Source organism: Streptomyces sp. NPDC029138 (assembly GCF_055564375.1).
In genome coordinates this window covers 67,238-86,298 of sequence record NZ_JBVHWM010000024.1, presented here as the reverse complement: position 1 = coordinate 86,298, position 19,061 = coordinate 67,238, and the positions used below count along the sequence as shown (strand labels likewise).

Genomic DNA, 19,061 nt, shown 5'->3' with positions numbered 1-19,061 from the left:
CGTTGCCCACGGCGTCGGAGGAAGCCCGATGGAGCCACCCGCCACGCCCCGTCGCGTCACCATCGTGGACGTCGCCCGTCATGCCCAGGTGTCCACCACCGCCGTGTCCAAGGTGCTGCGCAACGCCTACGGAGCCAGCCCCGAGATGCGGGCCAAGGTGCGCCGGGCGATCGACGAGCTGGGCTACCGACCCCTGGCGGCCGCACGCGGGCTGCGTGGACAGACGTACACCATCGGCGTGATGCTGCCCGACATCCGCAACCCGTTCTTCCCCGAGATCCTCGACGGCGTCACCGGCGGTCTGGCCGACACCGACTACCAGGTACTCCTCGGCCCGGGGTGCAACGGAGAGAAGGAGGAGGCCCGCGTCACCGAGGCCATGATCGACCGTGGCATGGACGGGCTCGTCCTGGTCGCCCCCGTCTCGTCGCGCGCCCATCTCGAACACGTCGCCTCCGCCGTTCCGACCGTCGTCGTCGGCCGACACGGACACTCCCCGGTGTACGACACCGTCGCCGACGACGACGTGGCCGGCGCCGCACTGGTCGTGGGCCACCTCGCCGAACTCGGACACCGCCGGATCGCCCACATCGAGCACCACGAGACCGACCCCACGCGCAGCGTCGAGATGCCCAACGCCCAGCGCGCCGACGGCTATCGGCAGGCCATGCGGGACCTCGGACTGGAGGCGGAGATCGACGTCGTCTCCACCAGCTACACCCAGCAAGGCGGATACAAGGGCGCGAAAGAGCTGCTCGCGCGGCCCCAGAGGCCGACGGCGGTGTTCGCGGGAGCGGACATCGTCGCCATGGGTGTACTGGAAGCGGTCGCGGAGGCCGGGCTGTCGGTGCCGGGTGACCTCTCCGTGGCGGGATACGACAACACGACCTTCGCCGCGCTCGGCCCCATCTCGCTGACCAGCGTCGACCAGGCGGGCCGCGAGATCGGCAGGAACGCCGCCCGCCTGCTGCTGGAACGGATCGCGGACCGGGGCAAGCCGTCGGTACAGGTCAAGCTCTCGCCGACCCTGGTACCGCGCCGCACCACGGCGGCTCCGGGGGCGGCGTAGGGCGACGGGGCGATCCGTACGGACGCTGCGGTGCCCCTCCTGTCCCCCGCACCGGACTGGCGAGCGTCCATGGCGCCTGCGCCCGTGATCATCCCGCCGCAGAAAGGATCTGCTCAGCCTCGGCCACTGCGGGCACCGGCTCTGGGCAGGCCGACGGCGCCACGGGCAGGATTCCGGGCAGTTGTGGGGAGGTCTGTGGTGAACCAGGCGGCCGGGTGTTGCGGCAGGTCGGCGTTCGATGAGCCCGTCGGTGTGCCGACGATGTCGCCCACCGCGACAGCGGAGGCGTCGTCGGGCGGGTTCACGACGTCGTACCAGTCGCCGCGCACATTGAGCCCCTTGGCCGCAGGCAGGTAACCCACCGCGACGTTCGGGTGTCGGGCCAGGTCCCGCGACTGCGTCGTCGCGTCCTGGAGGGTGACGGCGACCCTCCGTTCCCGGGCACGCGGGCAGCGTGGGACAGCATGAAGTCGGCTCGGCTATGCGTTACTGATCACCGCACGAGGGCGACGCGGTGCGCCCCGCCGAGAAGGCCAGGGCCTGTCCGGCGGATCTTGCCGGACAGGCCCCCGGTCCCGAGGAGGACTCACGGCTCAGGGCTCAGCGCTTGAGCGTGAAGGTGAAGTCGCCCGAGAGCTTGCCGCTCAGCCGGACCGCCGAGACGAGTTTCCCCTCCGTGAGCAGTCTGCCGACCTCGGCCCGCGAGAGACCGCATCCTTCAGCGATCAGTCGCACCGGCCGAACAGGAATCCGCGCGGCGAAGCGGACCGATACGTCGATCACCTCGCGGTCCAGGTGATCCGATCCGCCGGTGTCGAGGCGCCAGGCGTTGTCCCAGTCGAGGGCGATGCGATTACGGTGCCGCACGACCGGATCCTGGAGCAGCTCGGCTGTCAGGCCAGGGTCGTTGTCATGCAGCCGGTCCAGCAGCTCAGGTCGTACGGAGCGCACGTTCATCCGCTCCAGGACCGTGAGCTTCACGGTTTCCCCGCAAGCGGTGCAGAGCGCCAGGAGCCATGCGTCGATGAGCTTGTGGTGTGCGTTGACGCGAAATTTTCCGCTTGCCCGGAAGCGCTCGGACGCGCACGCGTGGCAACGGAGGAGAACGAGCGGCAGGCAGGTGGGCACGACCACCCAGTTTTTGAGCACAGAAGTACACCGGTTCCAGTGAGAAGTCCGCAGCAGAAAGGAGCGCGGCGCACATGCGCGACGCGCGACGAATCAGCACTCGGGAGGTCTCACACGGTGTACAACGGCACGTCCTTGACTGGCCGACTTGGTTGGGCAGCACGGTAATGGCGCACAGCGGGGCCGCTCCACTGGTTTTCGAGCGCCTCACCGCCGGCCCGCGAGAGCGGTAGACCGGCGCTCTCCTGCTGGGCCTCCCGTCCCAGCGGATCAGGCTCGACAGCAGGGGGCGGATGCCGTGGCATCACGGACGGGTAGCGGCCGCCGCCCCAGACAGAGGACTGGCTGACCACGCAAGTCTCGGCCGCCCTCCTCATCGAGCAGGCTGCTCTGATGGCACGGAAGGCAGCGGCCGAGCGCAGCCGTTCCCGGCGCAGAGGCACCGGGACACGGGCAACTGATCGTTGTCGAGCGGGAACGTTCCACGGCCCCTAGGCTGGTTTCATGTCGGGAGGCTCGCAGGAGCTGACTGCCAACGCCTCACCGTCATGCGCCGCGGTCCACGGCACCTGCTGTCACCGCAAAGCATGCAGCGCCTTCACAGCGGAAGGGCGATCGGATGGTACCCATGACGGCAGCGGTGGACCCGGATCGGTCGGAGTGGGATGTGATCGTCCTCGGCGGTGCCGCAGCCGGTGAGAACGCCGCACAGTACGCAAGCCAGTTCTCCGGCCTGTCCTCAGTGCTCGTCGAGAACCACCTGCTCGGCGGCGAGTGCTCGTACTGGGCGTGCATGCCCAGTAAGGCCCTTCTCCGGCCGGTGGAGGTGGTCGACGCCGCCGCCCATCTGCCCGGAGTGTCGGCGCGACTGGATCCCGCTGGCGTATTCGACCGGCGCGACCGCGTGATCAACGGACTGGACGACACCTCCCAGGTGACATGGGCCCTGAACACCGGGATCGACGTGGTACGCGGTTATGGACGACTGGACGGTGAGCGCACGGTCGTGGTGAGCCGGCCCGACGGTTCGGCCAGAACGCTGACGGCCAGGCATGCGGTGGTTGTCGACACCGGCTCCTGTCCGGCCGTGCCTGATGTTCCGGGCTTGCGTGCCGCGCTTCCCTGGACGTCACGCGATGTGACCACGATGAGTGAGGTGCCGCGTCGGGTGGTCATCCTCGGTGGCGGTGTCGTCGCGTGCGAGGCGGCCACCTGGCTGAACGGTCTGGGAGCCGAGGTGACCGTCGTCCATCGCGGCGAACGGCTACTGGCCCGCAATGAGCCGTTCGCGGGGACACTCGTCGGCGAGGAACTGGGCAGCGCGGGTGTCCGCCTGTACCTCGGCCACAGCATGTCCCAGGTGAAGCGGTCCGACGCCCGTGACACGGGCGAGGGCCGCGTGCACGGCGGTGAGGTGAGCGTGGCCCTGGACGACGGCACGATCATCGTGGCCGACGAGGTCGTCGTCGCCGCCGGCCGCACCCCGAACACCGACGACATCGGCCTGGAAACCGTCGGGCTGTCCCCGGGCGGGTTCCTCGACGTCGACGATCAACAGGGTGTACGGGAGGCGGAGGGCAGCTGGCTCTACGCCATCGGGGATGTGTGCGGCCTCGCGCTCCTCACGCACATGGGCAAGTACCAGGCGCGTATCGCCGGAGACGCCATCGCGGCACGAGCCGCCGGCTCCGCCGAACTGCCGTCCGCCGCCGCGGGGCACATCGGGTCACCCCAGGTCATCTTCACCACCCCGGAGGTCGGCAGCGCCGGCGTCAGCGAGCAGCAGGCCCGAGAGGCGGGCATCGACGTGGAGATCGTCGAGTACGATCTCGCCGCGCTGGCCGGGACGTACGTCATGCGCTCGGACTATCGCGGGCGGGCCAAGCTCGTGGTCGACCGTTCCGACGATGTGGTGGTGGGAGCGACATTCGTCGGCGCCGGGATCGCCGAGCTGGTGCACTCGGCGACCACGGCCATCGTGGGACGCGTACCCGTGTCCACCCTTTGGCACGTGGTGCCCAGTTATCCCACGGCGAGTGAGATCTGGCTGCGTCTCCTGGAGACGTTGCGCGGGCAGCGCCACGCGGCCCTCAGGGGATGAGACGCCCTGCGGATGCAGTTGCATTCGACGTTCAGCACGCCTGTCCGCGTGCGGCGCCAAATCGAGTTCCTGGCCAAGACCAGCATGGACGGCTCGGTCCTGCTCCGGATCAGCCGCGCCGCTCCCTCGCAACTGCCTCGCCCTTGGCGAAGACGCGGAAACCACCGGAATCGGCCTGGCCACCGCACGGTTCCAGAGCTTCTGGCCTCCGATCAGAGCCGCTTCATCACCCACAGGCGAAGCGTCCACGAGAGGAGTACAAACGGAAGATGAGGAAAAATAGCGAGACCCCACAACGGATGGACGAGTGGGTCGACAGTGTTCAACGCCTCTCCGGAGAATCCGACGCCCAGGGTGCCAAAAACGTGGTCGCCGACATCTACAAGGCGGCGCAGGATGAGCTGGACGCGCAGCGCGCCCAGGCTGAATTCGAACGCGAGGAATGACCGCTGACAGCAACTACTGATGCCGGAGCGATGCTCCTCTTCTCAGACGTCTCAGACTTCGCAGGGCCGCATGGGTTCCAGACGGTGGTAGGCGGCGTTGATATCCGGAGCGTTCTCGCCAGCAGACCGGCGACCACGGCGATGCCTCCCCATGACCGACGACCCGTGCGGGGTCGTCCAGGCCGGTGAGCGGTTCAGCCACCGTCCTACCACGTGGAGAGGAGACGGCCCATGGCTACTTTGGTCGCCGTGAACGTCGGAATCCTGCCGCACCGGCGTCTCCCACACCTGCGAGACCGCCCTGCTCCAGGGCCGTGTCGATTACGCGCCGGAACCGATAGACCGACCCACCGAAGGCAACGCTCTCATCTGCTGTTCCCGGCCGCCCGTGGACCTGGTTCTGGACCTGTGAGCCCTCACTCCGCCCTCGAACTCAGGTCAGTGGACCAGTTCCGCCACAGCCGTGGCCTCCACGCGGGCCCCCTCGGGAGTGACGCAGTCCTCCAGGGCCGCGAGGTAGCGCTCGGCCCGCCTGTACTCATGGTCGACCACATCACCCCAGGCGCGGGGCGACCGGCAGCCGCGGCTCGCTGTCCCAGAGCGTCATCTTCACGGCGCTCTCGCTGATCTCGACGTGATCGGAAACCACCTGTCATGTCGCCGTCGGGCCGGAGCCGTGTTCGGTGAGCAGTAGGGCGATGTCGTCGGCCCGGTAGGAGGAACCGCGGGCGTGGTGCAGGAGCCGGTCGGCGAGTTCGTCCAGTGAGTCCGCCCGGGCGTGGGCCAGCGATACTCGCAGGCGCTCGATCTCCATGCCGATGTCGATTCCGGGTTTCTCCACCAGGCCGTCCGTGTAGAGGGCGAGGACGGATCCCGGCGGGAAAGCGAAACAGCTGGGAACGTATGCACTCGCGGGGTCCACGCCGAGGATTGTTCCGACGTCGAGGTCGAGGGCCTTTGTCGTGCCGTCGGGGAGGCGGAGCAGGGGGGCGGGGTGGCCGGCGGTGACTGCGTGGGCGTGATCGCGATGGGGTTCGAGGTGGATGTAGCAGCAGCTGGCCAGCAGGTCGCTGTCGAGCTCGATGAGGGTTCGGTTGACCCCTGACATCACGTTGCCGGGTGCCTGGCCGGCGGCCACGAACGCGCGTACCGCGCTGCGCAGCTGAGCCATGGTGGCCGCGGCGGCGATGCTGTGCCCCTCGACGTCACCGATGACCAGGCAGACCCCTCTGTCGGTGGGGACGACGTCGTACCAGTCACCACCCATGTCCATACCGCTGGTGGCGGGCAGGTACCGTGCCACGGTCCGGATGCCCGGCACTCTGGGCAGGCGGTGCGGCAGGAGCGCCTGCTGCAAGCCGTGCGCGACGGCGAACTCCGAGTCGTACAGCCGTGCTCGTTCCATGGCCTGGGCGATCAGACCGGCGAGTGCGGTCAGGACACTGCGGTCCTTCTCCGTGAAGTGATGGGGCGCGTCGAAGCCGAGGACACAGGTGCCGACCGGACGGCCGGAGGCGAGCAGCGGCAGGTACACCCAGGAGCTCACCTCTCCGGTGGGGATGCCTGGGTAGCCCCGGACGAGGTCCTTCTGGGACTCGATGAAGAGGGGGACACCGGAGGTGAGGGTTTCCGTTCCCGGCAGGCGGGCGTGCAGGGGAACGCCCTGGAGCCAGTCGAGGAACGTCTCGTGGTGGCCGGTGTGGTGGAGAAGGCGCATCGTTTTGTTGCGGACGACATAGATCGCCATCTGCTGGCCTCCGAAAGCCGGCAGGAGCTGGTCGGAGACGACTTCGCAGACTTGGCGTGTGGTGACTGCCTCGGTCAGCGCGCTGCTGAGCTGAAGGACGTGGTACATCGCGCCCAGGCGCGCTGGTGCGGTGGCGGCTGCCACCGTCGGTGAAGGCGCGGGGGCCGCCTGGTCCGATGAGGGACGGGTGGTCGGCATCACCTGTCCGGTCACCCCGTCGGGCTGCGGGTGGAGGGAGAAGGCGAGCCACTGGTCGGGCGGCCGGCTCACCAGGAAGGAGGACGGCGCCTGCGAGATCATGGCGGAGCGGTGCCGGTACTCGACGCTGGGGTCGGACAGCCACGGAAGTACGTCCCACAGGCACTGGCCGAGTACCTCGTCGGCGGCGACATCCAGCAGGCGCAGTGCACGGCGGTTGACGTAGGTGACACGTCCGTCGGGGGCGAGGGAGAACAGCCCGTCCGACAGCCGTTCGAGTGCGGCGACGGCCACGCCGCCCGCCCGGGCGTCCAGGACGGCGCCGACCAGATGTGTGACCGCGCGCGGGTCCTCGTCTTCCGGCACACGGCCCCACAGCTGCACCGTGCGATGTCTTTCACCCCCGTCGCTGTGTTCCCGTACGCGCAGGCGACGCCCGGTGATCCGACCCTCGCCCACTGCCTCGCGCGCGCAGGCCCGGAAGGCGGCACGATCACCGGGGTGCAGGCACGCCGCGAGTGTTTCGGGGCGTCCGTCGAAAGCGGTGGGATCGAGACCGAAGATCGCGCAGAACGTGTCGTCCACGCTGAGGAGGCCGGAGCTGAGGTCCCAGTCGAACAGGCCCACCTGCACGGACGCGGCCGAGTCAGCGGGGGTCTCGACGGCCGCCGTCCCCGGTTCCCACTCGACAGGCTCACCGGTACGGGCGCAGAGTTCGGCCAAGCCGTCACCGAGCCGACAGGCGACGCTCCGCAGGCGGCGACGCTGGGCCTTGGACAACCCCTCGCTGCCCGGTGAAGCCGGAAACACGATCGCCAACGATCCGAAAAGCTCACCTTCTGTGCGCACCGGCACCGAGCAGGAGCCGAAGGCATAGGGCAGGGCCACCGCGAGCTGCGGATAGCGCCGCATGGTCTCCTCGGCGTTCGCCAGATGGATCGTGCGCCCGGACGAGTACGCCACAGCGACCGGAATCGGACTGCTCGCCGCGATGAGGCGCCAGCCGCCCAGCAGAGACGGCGGCACCCCGCACGTCGCGGCGAGCACGATCGACCTGCGGTCGCGAGAGCGCAGGAAGATACTCCCCGCATACGCGCTCGTCCCCTCCACGGCCTCCACCACGGCGGCCGCGAGCAAGTCCTCACGCTCAGCCGCCCCACTGGCGGTCAACCCGCGCATGCATCCAGTGTGCGCAGGTCAGAACGCCGAAGCCCAGCCGGGCGCGGTGATCTGTGCCGGGCATTGACCACCGACCGTCCTTGCGGCGCAGAGCGGGCCGAACGCGAGGTCGTCACGGAGGAGGAGCCGGCATCCCCGTCGGCCGCCGCCTTCTGGAGGACGAACGGCACAAACTGCTGCGGCTGGACGATATCCCGCACGGTCGGGTCGTCGGCCAGGGCGGAGGCCGTCCAGCCAGTCGCGGACGCCGTGATCCGCACCCGCTCCGAGATGAAGGACGCGCGGCGCCCCATCGCTTCGTAGCTGCGACTGCCGGTCTCTAGGGGGTGACCTCGTTCAGCAGGTCGGGGCCGTTGTTGCGGGTGTCGTTCACCGCCCTTGAGACGGGTCGGGCGTAGAGGTTGCCGTCCGCGGGCTGGCTGAGCAGGGCGCGCAGGTCCTCGGTGTCATGGTGCTGAGGGTCGAGCCAGGCGCAGTAGTGGTCCGGGGTGAGGGCGAGCGGCATGCGCGGATGGACCCGGCCGGCCGCGTCGGTGGCCTCGGTGGTGATGACGGTGCAGGTCAAGAGCCAGGCGGCCGGGTCGTCGTCACTCTTGATCTCCGGATTGCGCCAGTACTCGTACAGGCCGGCGAGTGCCATCACCTGCCCGTCGGCGGGGTGGATGAAGTACGGCTGCTTGCGGGGCTTGCCGGTGGCCGAGTCCTTGATCTCGGTCCACTCGTAGAATCCGTCGGCCGGGAGCAGGCAGCGGCGCCTGGCGAAGGCGCGGCGGTAGGCGGGCTTCTCGTGCACCGTCTCCACGCGCGCGTTGATCAGCCGTGAGCCGATCTTCGGGTCCTTGGCCCACGACGGAACCAGGCCCCATCGCAACGGCCGCAGTTCCCTGCGTGCTGGTTCGTCGGCACCGTCCTTGCGCGGCGGACGTTCGAGGACGGCGTAGACCTCGTCGGTGGGCGCCACGTTCCAGTTCGGGGCCAGTGCCTCGTCGGGGCGCCAGTCGGTGACGTCGAAGAGCCGGGTCAGGTCCTGCGGACTGCGGGTGGAGACATAGCGGCCGCACATACCCTCACTGTGCCATGGCGACGGCTCCCCCGATCGCTCCCGGACCGCACGCCGAGGCGGGGTGGCCGGTGGCGGGACCACCGGGAGGTGATCGATGCGATCACGTTCAAGTTCCGGGCCGGAACGCGGTGGGTCCACCTGCCGGAGAAGTATGGCAACTGGCGGGACGCCTTCAACCGGCCGCGGACGTGGGCCGTCGACGGCACCTGGGAGCGGCTGTTCACCGCGCTGACGGCCCAGGCCGACGCGGACGAGCACCTCAACCGGGCCGTCTCGGTTCGACTCCACGACCGTGCGTGCCCACCAGCACGCGGCCGGGACCGGGAATAGGGGGCCCTGGCAGACGAACCCGGCGACCACGCCATCGGCCGCTCCCGCGCCGGACTGACCACGGGATGTGGTCCTGGCCGACAAGGCGTACTCCTCCCGCGCGACCTACGTCGCGGCAGCCGGGGCGGCAGGCCACCGGCCTGCGAGCATGAGCCCGACAAACAACACAACACTGTCAAGCAGTGCACCAACCGCCTCAAGCAGCGGCGCGTCAGTTGGGCACGTCACCCAGGTCCCACAGTGGTCCTGCGCTGTTTTGAGCAGGAGGCGGCCGTGGACGGCCGACCACACGGTCCTGGTGCCGGTCGCGGGCGCCGGACATCATGCGGAAGGGCGTCGAATTGTGTTCGGCGAACCGGCAGTAGACAGCAATGAGTTCATGCAGCCGCTCAGAGCAGGGGCAAGGTCGTACGAAGCCTGTTCGGCCCGGTCCATCTCGCCGAGCAACTCCTCGAAGAACGCCCCGGGTGCGGCCGTCACTGCCGACCTGCGGGGTTCGTCAAAGCGAGCTAGCGTTTGGGAGTGGTGGTGTAGTGCAACCTGAGCTGGTCGTCGACGAGCAAGCGGCCAGTTCGTCAAAGGCACTTTTGATTGCAGTCGCGATACAAAACGGACCCCTTATGTCCCATCATCTCGATACCCCCCTTGCCGCTCAGAGCGGCCAGCTGTTCATTGATGACCTGTACGTCTTCCCCGGCGAGGGCAGCACCGTCTTCGTCATGGACGTCAACTCGAACATCACCGGCGTCTACGCCGAGCCGGGCTTTCATCCCGAGGCCCGCTACGAGTTCAAAGTCCACTTCGATGGCGCCGACTTCGAGACCTTGACCTACCGGGTCTCCTTCGGTCAACCCGATGCAGAAGGGCGGCAGGCCCTGCGCCTGCACATGCTGACCGGTGAGGAGGCGCGCCAGGACGCCGCCGACGGCGAGCTGGTACTGGAAGGCCGCACCAACGAGACGGCCAGCGCGGCGGGAACTCGCCTCTGGACCGGACGCATCGCCGATCCCTTCTTCATCGACCTGTCCCTGCTCGCCGTCGTCAACGGGGCAGTGGCGAAGGGCACCGCAGCGGATTTGTCGGCCTGGCGACCGCAGGAGGCACAGAACAGCTTCGACGGCACCACTGTCGAGACGATCGTGCTGGAAGTCTCGCATGAGCACGCGCACCTGCGGCCCGGGGCGCGCATCGGCGTGTGGTGCGCGACGAAGCTGGCCACCGACGCCGGTGGATGGCGACAGATCAACCGCGCCGGCCACCCGATGATGTGGCCGATCTTCTGGCCCAACGACACCGACTTCTCCGACCCAGCCAATACACGGCACCCGTCCGAGGACCTGGCTGCTGCGGGTCGGCTCATCGCCGGTCAGGTCGCCGCGGTCGTCGCGGCCACCGGGACATCGGCCGACCCCCGAGGCTACGGCCGGACCGTGGCCGAGCAGCTGCTCCCCGACGTACTGCCCTACGTGGTCGCGACCCCTGCAACCTTCGGGTTCGTCACCCGTAACGGCCGCACCCAGGCCGACAACGCCCCCGAGGCGATGCTCTCGGTCGTGACCAACACCGCCGTGCCCTCCGGCCTCGATCACTCCGTCGCCCAGCAGATGCGGAGCGAACACTTCCCGTACGTGGTCCCGGCGTAAACCGCCGAGCGCGGCACCGAGACACCGTGAGCTGAGCGGTGCGTGGTATCGACTTGCTTATCCAACTCGCATGGCGCTGAGGCCGGTGTCATCATGACGAATGGGGCCGATTCCCTCGTTCGGCATGGATGGAACGCCATGAAATGCTTCGACTGCACACGCGCGTATGAGGCCGGAACCATCACCATTGCCCCGCCCACCGCCGTCGCGGTGTGCGCTCGCTGCGGGGCTGGAGTCTGTGGCAAACACGCGCACATCACCGACGACCCTCTTGCTTTGGCTTCTGGTTCGGGTACGGCTATTCCCGCCGCACGGCGCATCACCTGCGATGTCTGTCACCCGGCCGAGAGCGCTGCCGCCGCGGCTTAGATCGTGTCCTCGGAGACGGGGACAGCGAGGATCAGGCGGGCGCTCGCGGCGCATATGCCGGAGGGGCAGCGTGTGCGGTGGCACCGGTGGCGAGCCCGTCGTCGAGGAGGACCACGGCCCGGCCCTTGTTTCGGGCATGGAGCGGTCACCTGCGTACCGCAGTAACTGCCGCTCGGCTCCGACCAGTTCGGCTTGCTGGATCATCGGCATCACGGCGTAATCCCGATGCCCCGCGATCAACAGGTAGCAGTCGGCCGGTGCATAGGGGAAATGGTTGCGCGCCCCGCCGACGCCCACCCGGTCACCGGGCATCAGCCGGTCGTGCACGTAGGCCGAACCTCCGCGCCCGGCGGGCTCGCGCAGACGGCGATGCGGTAGGTGTACGGGTCCCATCGGTCGCCGCACGGTGACCGTGTCAGTCCTCGCCTGCGCGGGGCAGTCGAGCCCCGACCCGCGCGGCCGTCTCGCGCAGCCAGATGTGGGCCGCGTCATGGGTGTGGACCGGATGCCACCACAACGCTTCACGCAGCGGCACCGCCTCGTAGGGCGGCTCCACCACCCGCACGGCGGCGATGGGCGCCAGCAGCCGCGCCAGCCGTGCCTGGATCAAGGCGATGCGCCGGGTGCCCGCGATCAGCAGGGGCAGGAGCTAGAAGCTGTCGACGGAGACCTCGGCGCGCGGCTCGATGCCGAGCATGCCCAGCTGCCGGACCGCGGGGGCGTCGTAGGTGCGCTGGTACGTCACCCACGGCAGCCGGGCCAGGTCGCGCCGGGTGAGCCGGTCCTCGACGCTGGGGTGGTCCCGCGCCACGAGGAACACCCAGCGGTCGTCGTAGAGGTCGGTGGCGGGGAAGTCGCTGATCACGCCGTGCGGCATGAGCAGGCCGTCGGTGGCGCTGAGCAGGTTCGCCGTGTCGTCGACCACGGTCGGCGGGGTATGGGTGAAGCGGAGCCGGATGCCGGGGGCCTCCTCGTGCACGACGCGGGCGAGTTCGGTGCCGAAGACGGCGACGGCGTAGTCGGACGCCACCAGCCTGAACTCGCGGTTCTCCTTGGCCGGGTCGAAGTCGGCCTGGCTGGAGAAGAGGCGTTCCAGCATGTCGTAGGCGGTGGAGGTGCGGTCCAGGAGCACCTGGCCGAGCGCGGTCAGCTCGTAGTGGCCGCCGACGCGGGCGAGCAGGTCGTCGTCGAAGTGCCGGCGCAGCCGGGCGAGGGCCGCGCTCATCGCGGGCTGGCTGAGACCGACGCGCTGCCCGGCCCGGGTGACGTTTCGCTCCTCCAGCAGGGCGCGCAGGGCGACGACGAGATTGAGATCGAGACGGGCCAGGTTCACGGATGGGTCCCTTGCGGTAGTGCGACGAACGGGGCGAATAAACACTGTGGATGCCGATCATCCACAGAATCGATTTCCCTGATCGCGGGCAGCGGGGCCAGATTAGTGCCACCGCAATCAGGAGGACATGTCCGTGAAACCCGAACCCGTGTCCGCGCTCTTCGCCGGACCGTTCGCCCTCGCCACCCTCTCGACCCCGGACGGGCCGGAATTCCCCGCCCTCGTCACCCCCGACGGCCAGGCCCTCGATCTGCGGGACGCCTTCGGCGACGAACGGCTGACCGTGCTGGACCTGCTGGACCGCTGGGAGACGGCCCTGCCGCAGCTGCGCGCGCTCGCGGCCGACACCGGCCTGGCCCGCACGGCCGTCACGGACCTGCGCGTGCACGCACCGGTGACACCGCGTCAGGTGTTCCAGTCGGGCGCCAACTACCGGCAGCACGTCATCGACCTGCACGTCGCCCACCGCGCCCCCGGTGACGACCGGCCGGAGAGCGAGCGGCGCGCGGAGGCCGCCGAGATCATGGACCGGCGGGCCGCGGAGGATCTGCCGTACGTCTTCCTCGGCCTGCCCACCTCGATCACCGGCCCGTACGACGATGTCGTCCTGCCCGCATGGGCCGAGAAGCCGGACTGGGAACTGGAGTTGGCGGTCGTGATCGGCAAGCCGGCCTATCGGGTGCCGGTGGAGGACGCGCCGGAGCACATCGCCGGTTACACCATCGCCAACGACCTGACCGACCGCGCCACCGTCTTCCGCCGGGACATGCCGCAGATCGGCACCGACTGGCTGCGCAGCAAGAACGCGCCCGGCTTCACCCCGCTCGGCCCGTGGATCGTGCCCGCCGAGTCGGTCGCGGACCCCGATGACCTGCGCGTCAGGCTCAAGCTCAACGGCGAGACCATGCAGGACGAGTCCACCAAGGACATGATCTTCAAGGTCGCGCGCATGGTGGCGTACGTCTCCCAGACCGCACGCCTGCTCCCCGGCGACCTGGTGCTCACCGGCAGCCCGGCCGGCAACGGCATGCACTGGGGCCGGCTGCTGCGCGACGGCGATGTCATGGAGGGCACGGTCACGGGGCTCGGTGTGCAGCGCACGCGATGTGTCGCCGAGACGGCGTCATGAACCGGCGCGATCCCGAGGGCTCGATCGCCGAGGCCGCGAAGGCGTACTCGAACTGGGGGCGTTGGGGCGAGGACGACGTCCTCGGCACCCTCAACTTTCTGGATGAGGGCAAGCGCCGCGAGGGCGCCGCGCTCGTCCGACGGGGTGTCAGCTTCTCCCTCGCCCAGTCCTTCGACATGAACGGCCCCCAGAAGGGCTGGCGGCGGCGCACCAACCCGGTGCACACCATGCTGGACACCGGCACCGACGCCGCCCTCGGCGTCCAGGGTTTCCCGCACGGTATCGGCGGCGCCGACGACGTGATCGCCATGCCGCTCCAGTGCTCGACCCAGTGGGACGGGCTCGGCCACATCTTCGACCACGGCAAGGCGTGGAACGGCCGCCCGGCCGAGCAGGTCGTCACCTCCGACGGCGACCTCGTCACCGGCATCGAGCACATGGCGCCGTACGTCGCCGGGCGCGGCGTGCTGCTCGACGTGGGCCGGGTGATCGGCGAGGACGGGGAGCTGCCGGACGGGTTCGCGATCACCGAGGAGCACCTGACGGCGACGGCCGAGGCGCACGGGGTGGCCGTCGGCCGCGGTGACATCGTGCTGGTGCGCACCGGGCACCTGGCACGGGCCCGCCGCGAGGGCTGGGGCGACTACGCCGGCGGCCCCGCGCCCGGCCTGTCGTTCAGCACGGCCGGCTGGCTGCACTCGACCGAGATCGCCGCGATCGCCACGGACACCTGGGGCTTCGAGGTTCGTCCCAACGAGTTCGAGAACGCCTTCCAGCCGCTGCACCAGGTCGCCATCCCGAACATCGGGCTGCTGATCGGCGAGATGTGGGACCTGGAGGCGCTCGCCGAGGACTGCGCGGCGGACGGCATCCACGGATTCTGGCTCACCGCCGCACCTCTCCCCATCACCGGCGCGGTCGGCTCCCCCGTCAACCCGATCGCCGTCAAGTAACGCACGGAACAAGGGAGTTCCCTCATGAGCACAGCCCGCACGGTCCTGGTGATCGGTGGTGGCGCCGCAGGCAACGCCGTGGCGGTCTTTCTGCGCCGCGCCGGCCTCACGGTGGACCTGATCGAGGCCAAGGACGACTGGAACGCCACCGCCGGCTCCGGCATCACCCTCCAGGGCAACGCCCTGCGCGTCCTGCGCGAACTCGGCGTCTGGGAACAGGTGAAGGCGTCCGGCTTCGGTTTCGGCTCCGTCGGCATCACCGCCCCCGACGGCACCGTCCTGCACGTCGCCCGTGATCTGCGCACCGGTGGCGACGACCTGCCGGCGACCGTCGGCATGCGGCGCCCGCAGCTCCAGCAGATCCTGATCGACGCCGTACGTGCCAGCGGCGCCTCCGTGCGGCTCGGCACGACCGCCGAGATCGTCGACCAGGACGCGGACGGGGTCTCGATACGGTTCTCCGACGGCAGCGAGGGCCGGTACGACCTGGTGATCGCCGCCGACGGCCTCGGGTCGTCGACCCGCGCGGCGATCGGCATCGGCGACAAGCCGGAACCCACCGGGATGGCCATCTGGCGCGTCGCCGCCCCGCGCCCGGCCGGCGTGGTCCGCACCGACCTCGCCTACGGCGGCCCCGCCTACATCGCCGGTTACTGCCCCACCAGCGACACCACCCTGTACGCGTACGTCGTCGAGGCCAACCGCGACCGCGCCTCGATCCCGCCGGAGACGTACGCCGAGGAGATGCGGCGCCTGGCCTCCGCCTACGGGGGCTTCTGGCCGGAGATCACCGCTCACATCACCGACCCGGCGAAGGTCAACTACACCTGGTTCGACCGGCTGCTGGTGGAGGGCTCCTGGCACCGCGGCCGGGTGGTGCTGATCGGCGACGCCGCGCACTGCTGCCCGCCCACGCTCGCGCAGGGCGCGGCACTCTCGCTGGAGGACGCGTGGGTGCTCGCCCAGTCGCTCACCTCCGGGGAGGCTTGGGACGACGCTCTCTTCCAGACGTACTACGAGCGGCGCGTGGCCCGCGTCCGCCCGGTCGTGGAGGCGTCCGTGCGGATCGGGCAGTGGCAGCTCGACGGCGTTCGTGACGCGGACGTCCCCGGCCTGATGGGTCGCACGATGACGATGCTCCGGGAGCTGCCGTGAGCACGGCCCCCACCGTCGACGTGCACGCCCACGTGCTGTTGCCTGAGGTGGAGGCCCTGGTGGCCGGCCTGCCGGGGCTGGCGGAGGCGACAGCGCTGGACGCCCGGCGCAACGGTCCGGCGGCCCTCGCCGTGAGCGGGCCCATGGTGCGCGAGCGCATCCCGAAACTGACCGACCCCGCCGTACGGCTGGCCGCGATGGACGCCCAGGGCGTGGACGTGCAACTGGTCAGCCCCTCGCCCTCGCACTACCACTACTGGGCGGACGAGGAGACGGCGGAGAAGGTGTACCGGCTCGCGGGCGAGGCGACAGCGGCCCACTGTTCTGCCGCACCCGACCGGTTGCGCGGGCTGGGGCTCGTGCCCCTCCAGCACCCTGATCACACGGTACGCGCCCTCGATCACGCGCTGGCCCAGAGCCTGCTGGGCGTTGAGATATCCAGCCACGCGCCGGGGCGGGAGTTGTCCGATCCGGCCTACGAACCCTTCTGGACGCGGGCAGAGGAAACCGGCGCCATCATCCTCCTGCACCCCTTCGGCTGCACGCTCGACGAGCGGCTGGACCAGTGGTACCTGTCCAACACCGTGGGCCAGCCGGTGGAGAACGCCGTCGCGCTCTCCCACCTGATCTTCTCAGGCGTCCTGGACCGGCACCCGGGCCTGAGGCTGATCGCGGCACACGGCGGCGGCTATCTGCCCACCCACATCGGCCGTTCCGACCACGCCTGGTCCACCCGCTCCGACGCGGGCGCCGCCTGCGCCCACCTGCCCAGCAGCTACCTCAAGCGCCTGTACTTCGACTCCCTCGTCCACGATCCGCACGTCCTGCGGGAGCTGGTCCGGGTCGCGGGCGCGGACCGGGTGCTGCTCGGCTCCGACTTCCCCTTCGACATGGGCACCGAGAACCCCGTCGGCGCACTGCGCGCGGCCGGACTGCCCGACGCCGACTTCCACGCCGTACGCGGCGGCAACGCCTCCGCCCTCCTCTTCAAGGAGTGACCCCATGCGCCTGCTCACCCACCTGCGGCACGTCGACCTCGCCGTGCCCGACTACGACAAGCAGCTCGACTTCTACGCCGGCGTCTGGGGCCTGACCAAGGTCACCGAGGACTCCGGCATCTCCTTCCTGGCCGCCGAGGGTTCCCCGGAGCAGTACGTGGTGCGGCTGCGCAAGGCCGAGGAGAAGCGCCTCGACCTGGTCTCCTACGGCGCCGCGAGCGCGGCCGACGTCGACACGATCGCCGATCAACTGCTCGCGGGCGGCGTGCGGTTGATCTCCCAGCCGGGCAAGGTGGACACCCCCGGCGGCGGCTACGGCTTCCGCTTCTTCGACGTCGACGGCCGCACCGTCGAGGTCTCCGCCGACGTCGAGGTACGGCAGCACCGCAAGATCGAGGAGAAGGAGTCGATCCCGGTCAAGCTGAGTCACGTGGTCCTCAACTCCCCCGACCTGAACCGGACCCGGGAGTGGTACGAGACCCACCTCGGCTTCCGCCTGTCCGACACGCTCAGCTCCCCGCACATGGGCGAGGTCATGCACTTCATGCGGATCTCCAACCAGCACCACTCCATGGCGCTGGCCAAAGGCCCGCACACCTCCCTGCACCACGTCTCCTTCGAGATGCGCGGCATCGACGAGTACATGCGCGGCTCCGGCCGTGTGATCCGCGCCGGGTTCAAGAAGATCTGGGGGCCGGGCCGGCACATGGCCGGTGACAACACCTTCACCTATTTCCTCGACCCGCACGGCAACACCCTCGAGTACACGACGGAGCTGGAGTGCCTGGACGAGGACACCTGGCACCCGCACGTCTACGACTTCTCCCAGCCCGAGGTCACCGACCAGTGGGGCACCGCGAACCCGATGAACGAACTCGTCGCCAAGGAGTCGTTCAACGACCCCGACCGCGGCGTCTTCGTCGCCCCGCCGGTCTGATCCCACCCCTCGCTCCCGGGGGCGCGGTCGACCCTGTCACCTGCCCTGACTCAGTCCCGCCGTGCCCTCGGGCCCCGCCCGCCAGGAGCCGCACCATGCGTTTCGCCGCCTACGAACACCACCACCGCCGCCGCGTGGCCGTCGTGGAGGACGACGGCACCCTACTGCCGCTGCCCGGCGTCACCTCGCTCACCGGCCTGCTGCGGGAGTCCGGCGGTCTGCCCGGCCTGCTCGCCGCGGGCGCGGCGGCGCTCGACGTACCGCCGGGTCCGCAGGTATCGGAGGTCTGGCTGCTGCCGCCGCTCCAGCCCGCCTCCGTCCGGGACTTCGTCACCTTCGAGGAGCACGTGGAGGGCGTCCGGCGGTCCCTGGAGGGCATGGGTGGTGTGCCGGAGCAGTGGTACGCCGCTCCGACCTTCTACTTCACCAACCCGCACGCGATCCACGGCCCGTACGACGACATCCCCGTGCCGCCCGGTTCCGCGGTCCTGGACTTCGAGCTGGAGGTCGGCGTGGTCATCGGCCGGGAGGGACGTGATCTCACTCCCGAGCAGGCCAGGGACCACATCGTCGGCTACACCGTCTTCAACGACTGGTCGGCCAGGGACCTCCAGTCCGCCGAGATGAAGGTCGGCCTCGGACCCTGCAAGGGCAAGGACACGGCGACCACGCTCGGTCCGTACCTGGTCACCGCCGACGAACTGGAGCCGTACCGGGACGCCGACGGCTTCCTGCGCCTTGCGCTCACCGCGGAGGTCAACGGCGAGGTCGTCGGCCGGGACCTGCTGTCCAACATGAGCTGGACGTTCGAGGAGATGGTCGCCTACGCCTCCCGGGGCACGCGGGTGATGCCCGGCGACGTCCTGGGCTGCGGGACCTGCGGCAACGGCGGCTGCCTCGCCGAACTGTGGGGCCTGCGCGGTGAACAGAGCCCACCGCCGCTGAAGCCCGGTGACACCGTCACGCTCACGGTGGAAGGCATCGGCAGCGTGTCCAACACCGTCGTGCCCGGCGCGGACGCGGTGCCGTTGCCCGCCGGCCGGCGCCGGTCCCGGGAGCGGCCGTGAGGGCCCCGCACCCGAAGAGGCTGCTGGGCAAGGTGGTCGTGGTCACCGGCGCGGCCCGTGGCCAGGGCGCCGCGGAGGCGGAGGCGCTGCCCCGGGAGGGCGCACGGGTGATCGCCACCGAGGTACGGCCGGAGGGAGACTGCCGTCGCCTCGACGTGACCAGCGAACAGGACTGGGCCGACCTCGCCGCCGAGCCGAAGGAGTCGTACGGGCCCC

General features: G+C 69.8%; 15 protein-coding genes and 2 pseudogenes. 12 read left to right on the top strand and 5 right to left on the bottom strand.

Annotated elements, in window-relative coordinates; all coding sequences use genetic code 11:
- Positions 1-28 precede the first annotated feature (28 nt).
- Positions 29-1,069 (top strand): LacI family DNA-binding transcriptional regulator, encoded by a 1,041-nt coding sequence (locus ACZ4WH_RS20505; RefSeq protein WP_468182343.1) that lies wholly within the window; start codon positions 29-31, stop codon positions 1,067-1,069.
- Positions 1,070-1,182: 113 nt separating this feature from the next.
- Here ACZ4WH_RS20505 and ACZ4WH_RS20500 read toward each other — a convergent pair whose 3' ends face one another.
- Together ACZ4WH_RS20500 and ACZ4WH_RS20495 are read right to left on the bottom strand one after the other, a co-directional pair.
- Complete coding sequence (locus ACZ4WH_RS20500; RefSeq protein ID WP_468182341.1) at positions 1,183-1,431, bottom strand: hypothetical protein; 249 nt, start codon at positions 1,429-1,431, stop codon at positions 1,183-1,185.
- A 238-nt stretch (positions 1,432-1,669) separates the two neighbouring features.
- On the bottom strand, positions 1,670-2,218 hold the full coding sequence (locus ACZ4WH_RS20495; protein ID WP_468182339.1) for a DUF1062 domain-containing protein: 549 nt from the start codon (positions 2,216-2,218) through the stop codon (positions 1,670-1,672).
- A gap of 607 nt (positions 2,219-2,825) precedes the next feature.
- Between ACZ4WH_RS20495 and ACZ4WH_RS20490 the strand changes: the two genes are divergently transcribed.
- The gene (locus ACZ4WH_RS20490) at positions 2,826-4,298 is read left to right on the top strand and encodes a dihydrolipoyl dehydrogenase family protein (RefSeq protein ID WP_468182337.1); all 1,473 of its coding nucleotides are present in this window, start codon (positions 2,826-2,828) and stop codon (positions 4,296-4,298) included.
- A gap of 299 nt (positions 4,299-4,597) precedes the next feature.
- On the top strand, positions 4,598-4,744 hold the full coding sequence (locus ACZ4WH_RS20485) for a hypothetical protein (protein ID WP_468182335.1): 147 nt from the start codon (positions 4,598-4,600) through the stop codon (positions 4,742-4,744).
- A gap of 652 nt (positions 4,745-5,396) precedes the next feature.
- On the opposite strand, the gene ACZ4WH_RS20480 is transcribed toward ACZ4WH_RS20485, so the two are convergent.
- Complete coding sequence (locus tag ACZ4WH_RS20480; protein WP_468182333.1) at positions 5,397-7,868, bottom strand: SpoIIE family protein phosphatase; 2,472 nt, start codon at positions 7,866-7,868, stop codon at positions 5,397-5,399.
- A gap of 319 nt (positions 7,869-8,187) precedes the next feature.
- A complete protein-coding gene (locus ACZ4WH_RS20475) occupies positions 8,188-8,931 on the bottom strand; it encodes an SOS response-associated peptidase (protein WP_468182331.1) in 744 nt (247 codons plus the stop codon).
- Positions 8,932-8,940: 9 nt separating this feature from the next.
- On the opposite strand from ACZ4WH_RS20475, the gene ACZ4WH_RS20470 reads away from it, so the two are divergent.
- Both ACZ4WH_RS20470 and ACZ4WH_RS20465 read left to right on the top strand, forming a co-directional pair.
- Positions 8,941-9,261 carry a transposase gene (locus ACZ4WH_RS20470; protein WP_468182329.1) on the top strand — a complete coding sequence of 107 codons (321 nt, stop codon included), beginning with the start codon at positions 8,941-8,943 and terminating at the stop codon, positions 9,259-9,261.
- A gap of 620 nt (positions 9,262-9,881) precedes the next feature.
- Positions 9,882-10,904 carry a DUF4331 family protein gene (locus ACZ4WH_RS20465; protein ID WP_468182327.1) on the top strand — a complete coding sequence of 341 codons (1,023 nt, stop codon included), beginning with the start codon at positions 9,882-9,884 and terminating at the stop codon, positions 10,902-10,904.
- A gap of 784 nt (positions 10,905-11,688) precedes the next feature.
- Here ACZ4WH_RS20465 and ACZ4WH_RS20460 read toward each other — a convergent pair.
- Positions 11,689-12,606: pseudogene (locus ACZ4WH_RS20460) on the bottom strand (LysR family transcriptional regulator).
- Positions 12,607-12,733: 127 nt separating this feature from the next.
- Between ACZ4WH_RS20460 and ACZ4WH_RS20455 the strand changes: the two are divergent.
- The 7 genes and pseudogenes from ACZ4WH_RS20455 to ACZ4WH_RS20425 all read left to right on the top strand — a co-directional run.
- Complete coding sequence (locus ACZ4WH_RS20455; RefSeq protein WP_468182325.1) at positions 12,734-13,735, top strand: fumarylacetoacetate hydrolase family protein; 1,002 nt, start codon at positions 12,734-12,736, stop codon at positions 13,733-13,735.
- Positions 13,732-14,688, top strand: a complete 957-nt coding sequence (locus ACZ4WH_RS20450; protein WP_468182323.1) for a cyclase family protein — start codon at positions 13,732-13,734, stop codon at positions 14,686-14,688. The genes ACZ4WH_RS20455 and ACZ4WH_RS20450 overlap by 4 nt, the downstream gene beginning before the upstream one ends.
- A 24-nt stretch (positions 14,689-14,712) precedes the next feature.
- Entirely contained in the window at positions 14,713-15,843 is a 1,131-nt protein-coding gene (locus ACZ4WH_RS20445) for an FAD-dependent oxidoreductase (RefSeq protein ID WP_468182321.1), read from the top strand.
- Complete coding sequence (locus ACZ4WH_RS20440; RefSeq protein WP_468182319.1) at positions 15,840-16,841, top strand: amidohydrolase family protein; 1,002 nt, start codon at positions 15,840-15,842, stop codon at positions 16,839-16,841. Before ACZ4WH_RS20445 ends, ACZ4WH_RS20440 begins: the two co-directional genes overlap by 4 nt.
- 4 nt (positions 16,842-16,845) lie before the next feature.
- Positions 16,846-17,778 (top strand): VOC family protein, encoded by a 933-nt coding sequence (locus ACZ4WH_RS20435; protein WP_468182317.1) that lies wholly within the window; start codon positions 16,846-16,848, stop codon positions 17,776-17,778.
- A 95-nt stretch (positions 17,779-17,873) separates the two neighbouring features.
- Positions 17,874-18,845: a fumarylacetoacetate hydrolase family protein gene (locus ACZ4WH_RS20430; RefSeq protein WP_468182315.1), complete on the top strand. Its 972-nt coding sequence runs from the start codon at positions 17,874-17,876 to the stop codon at positions 18,843-18,845.
- Positions 18,842-19,057, top strand: a pseudogene (locus tag ACZ4WH_RS20425) (3-oxoacyl-ACP reductase); the annotation flags it as partial. The gene ACZ4WH_RS20430 and the pseudogene ACZ4WH_RS20425, both read left to right, overlap by 4 nt.
- Positions 19,058-19,061 lie beyond the last annotated feature (4 nt).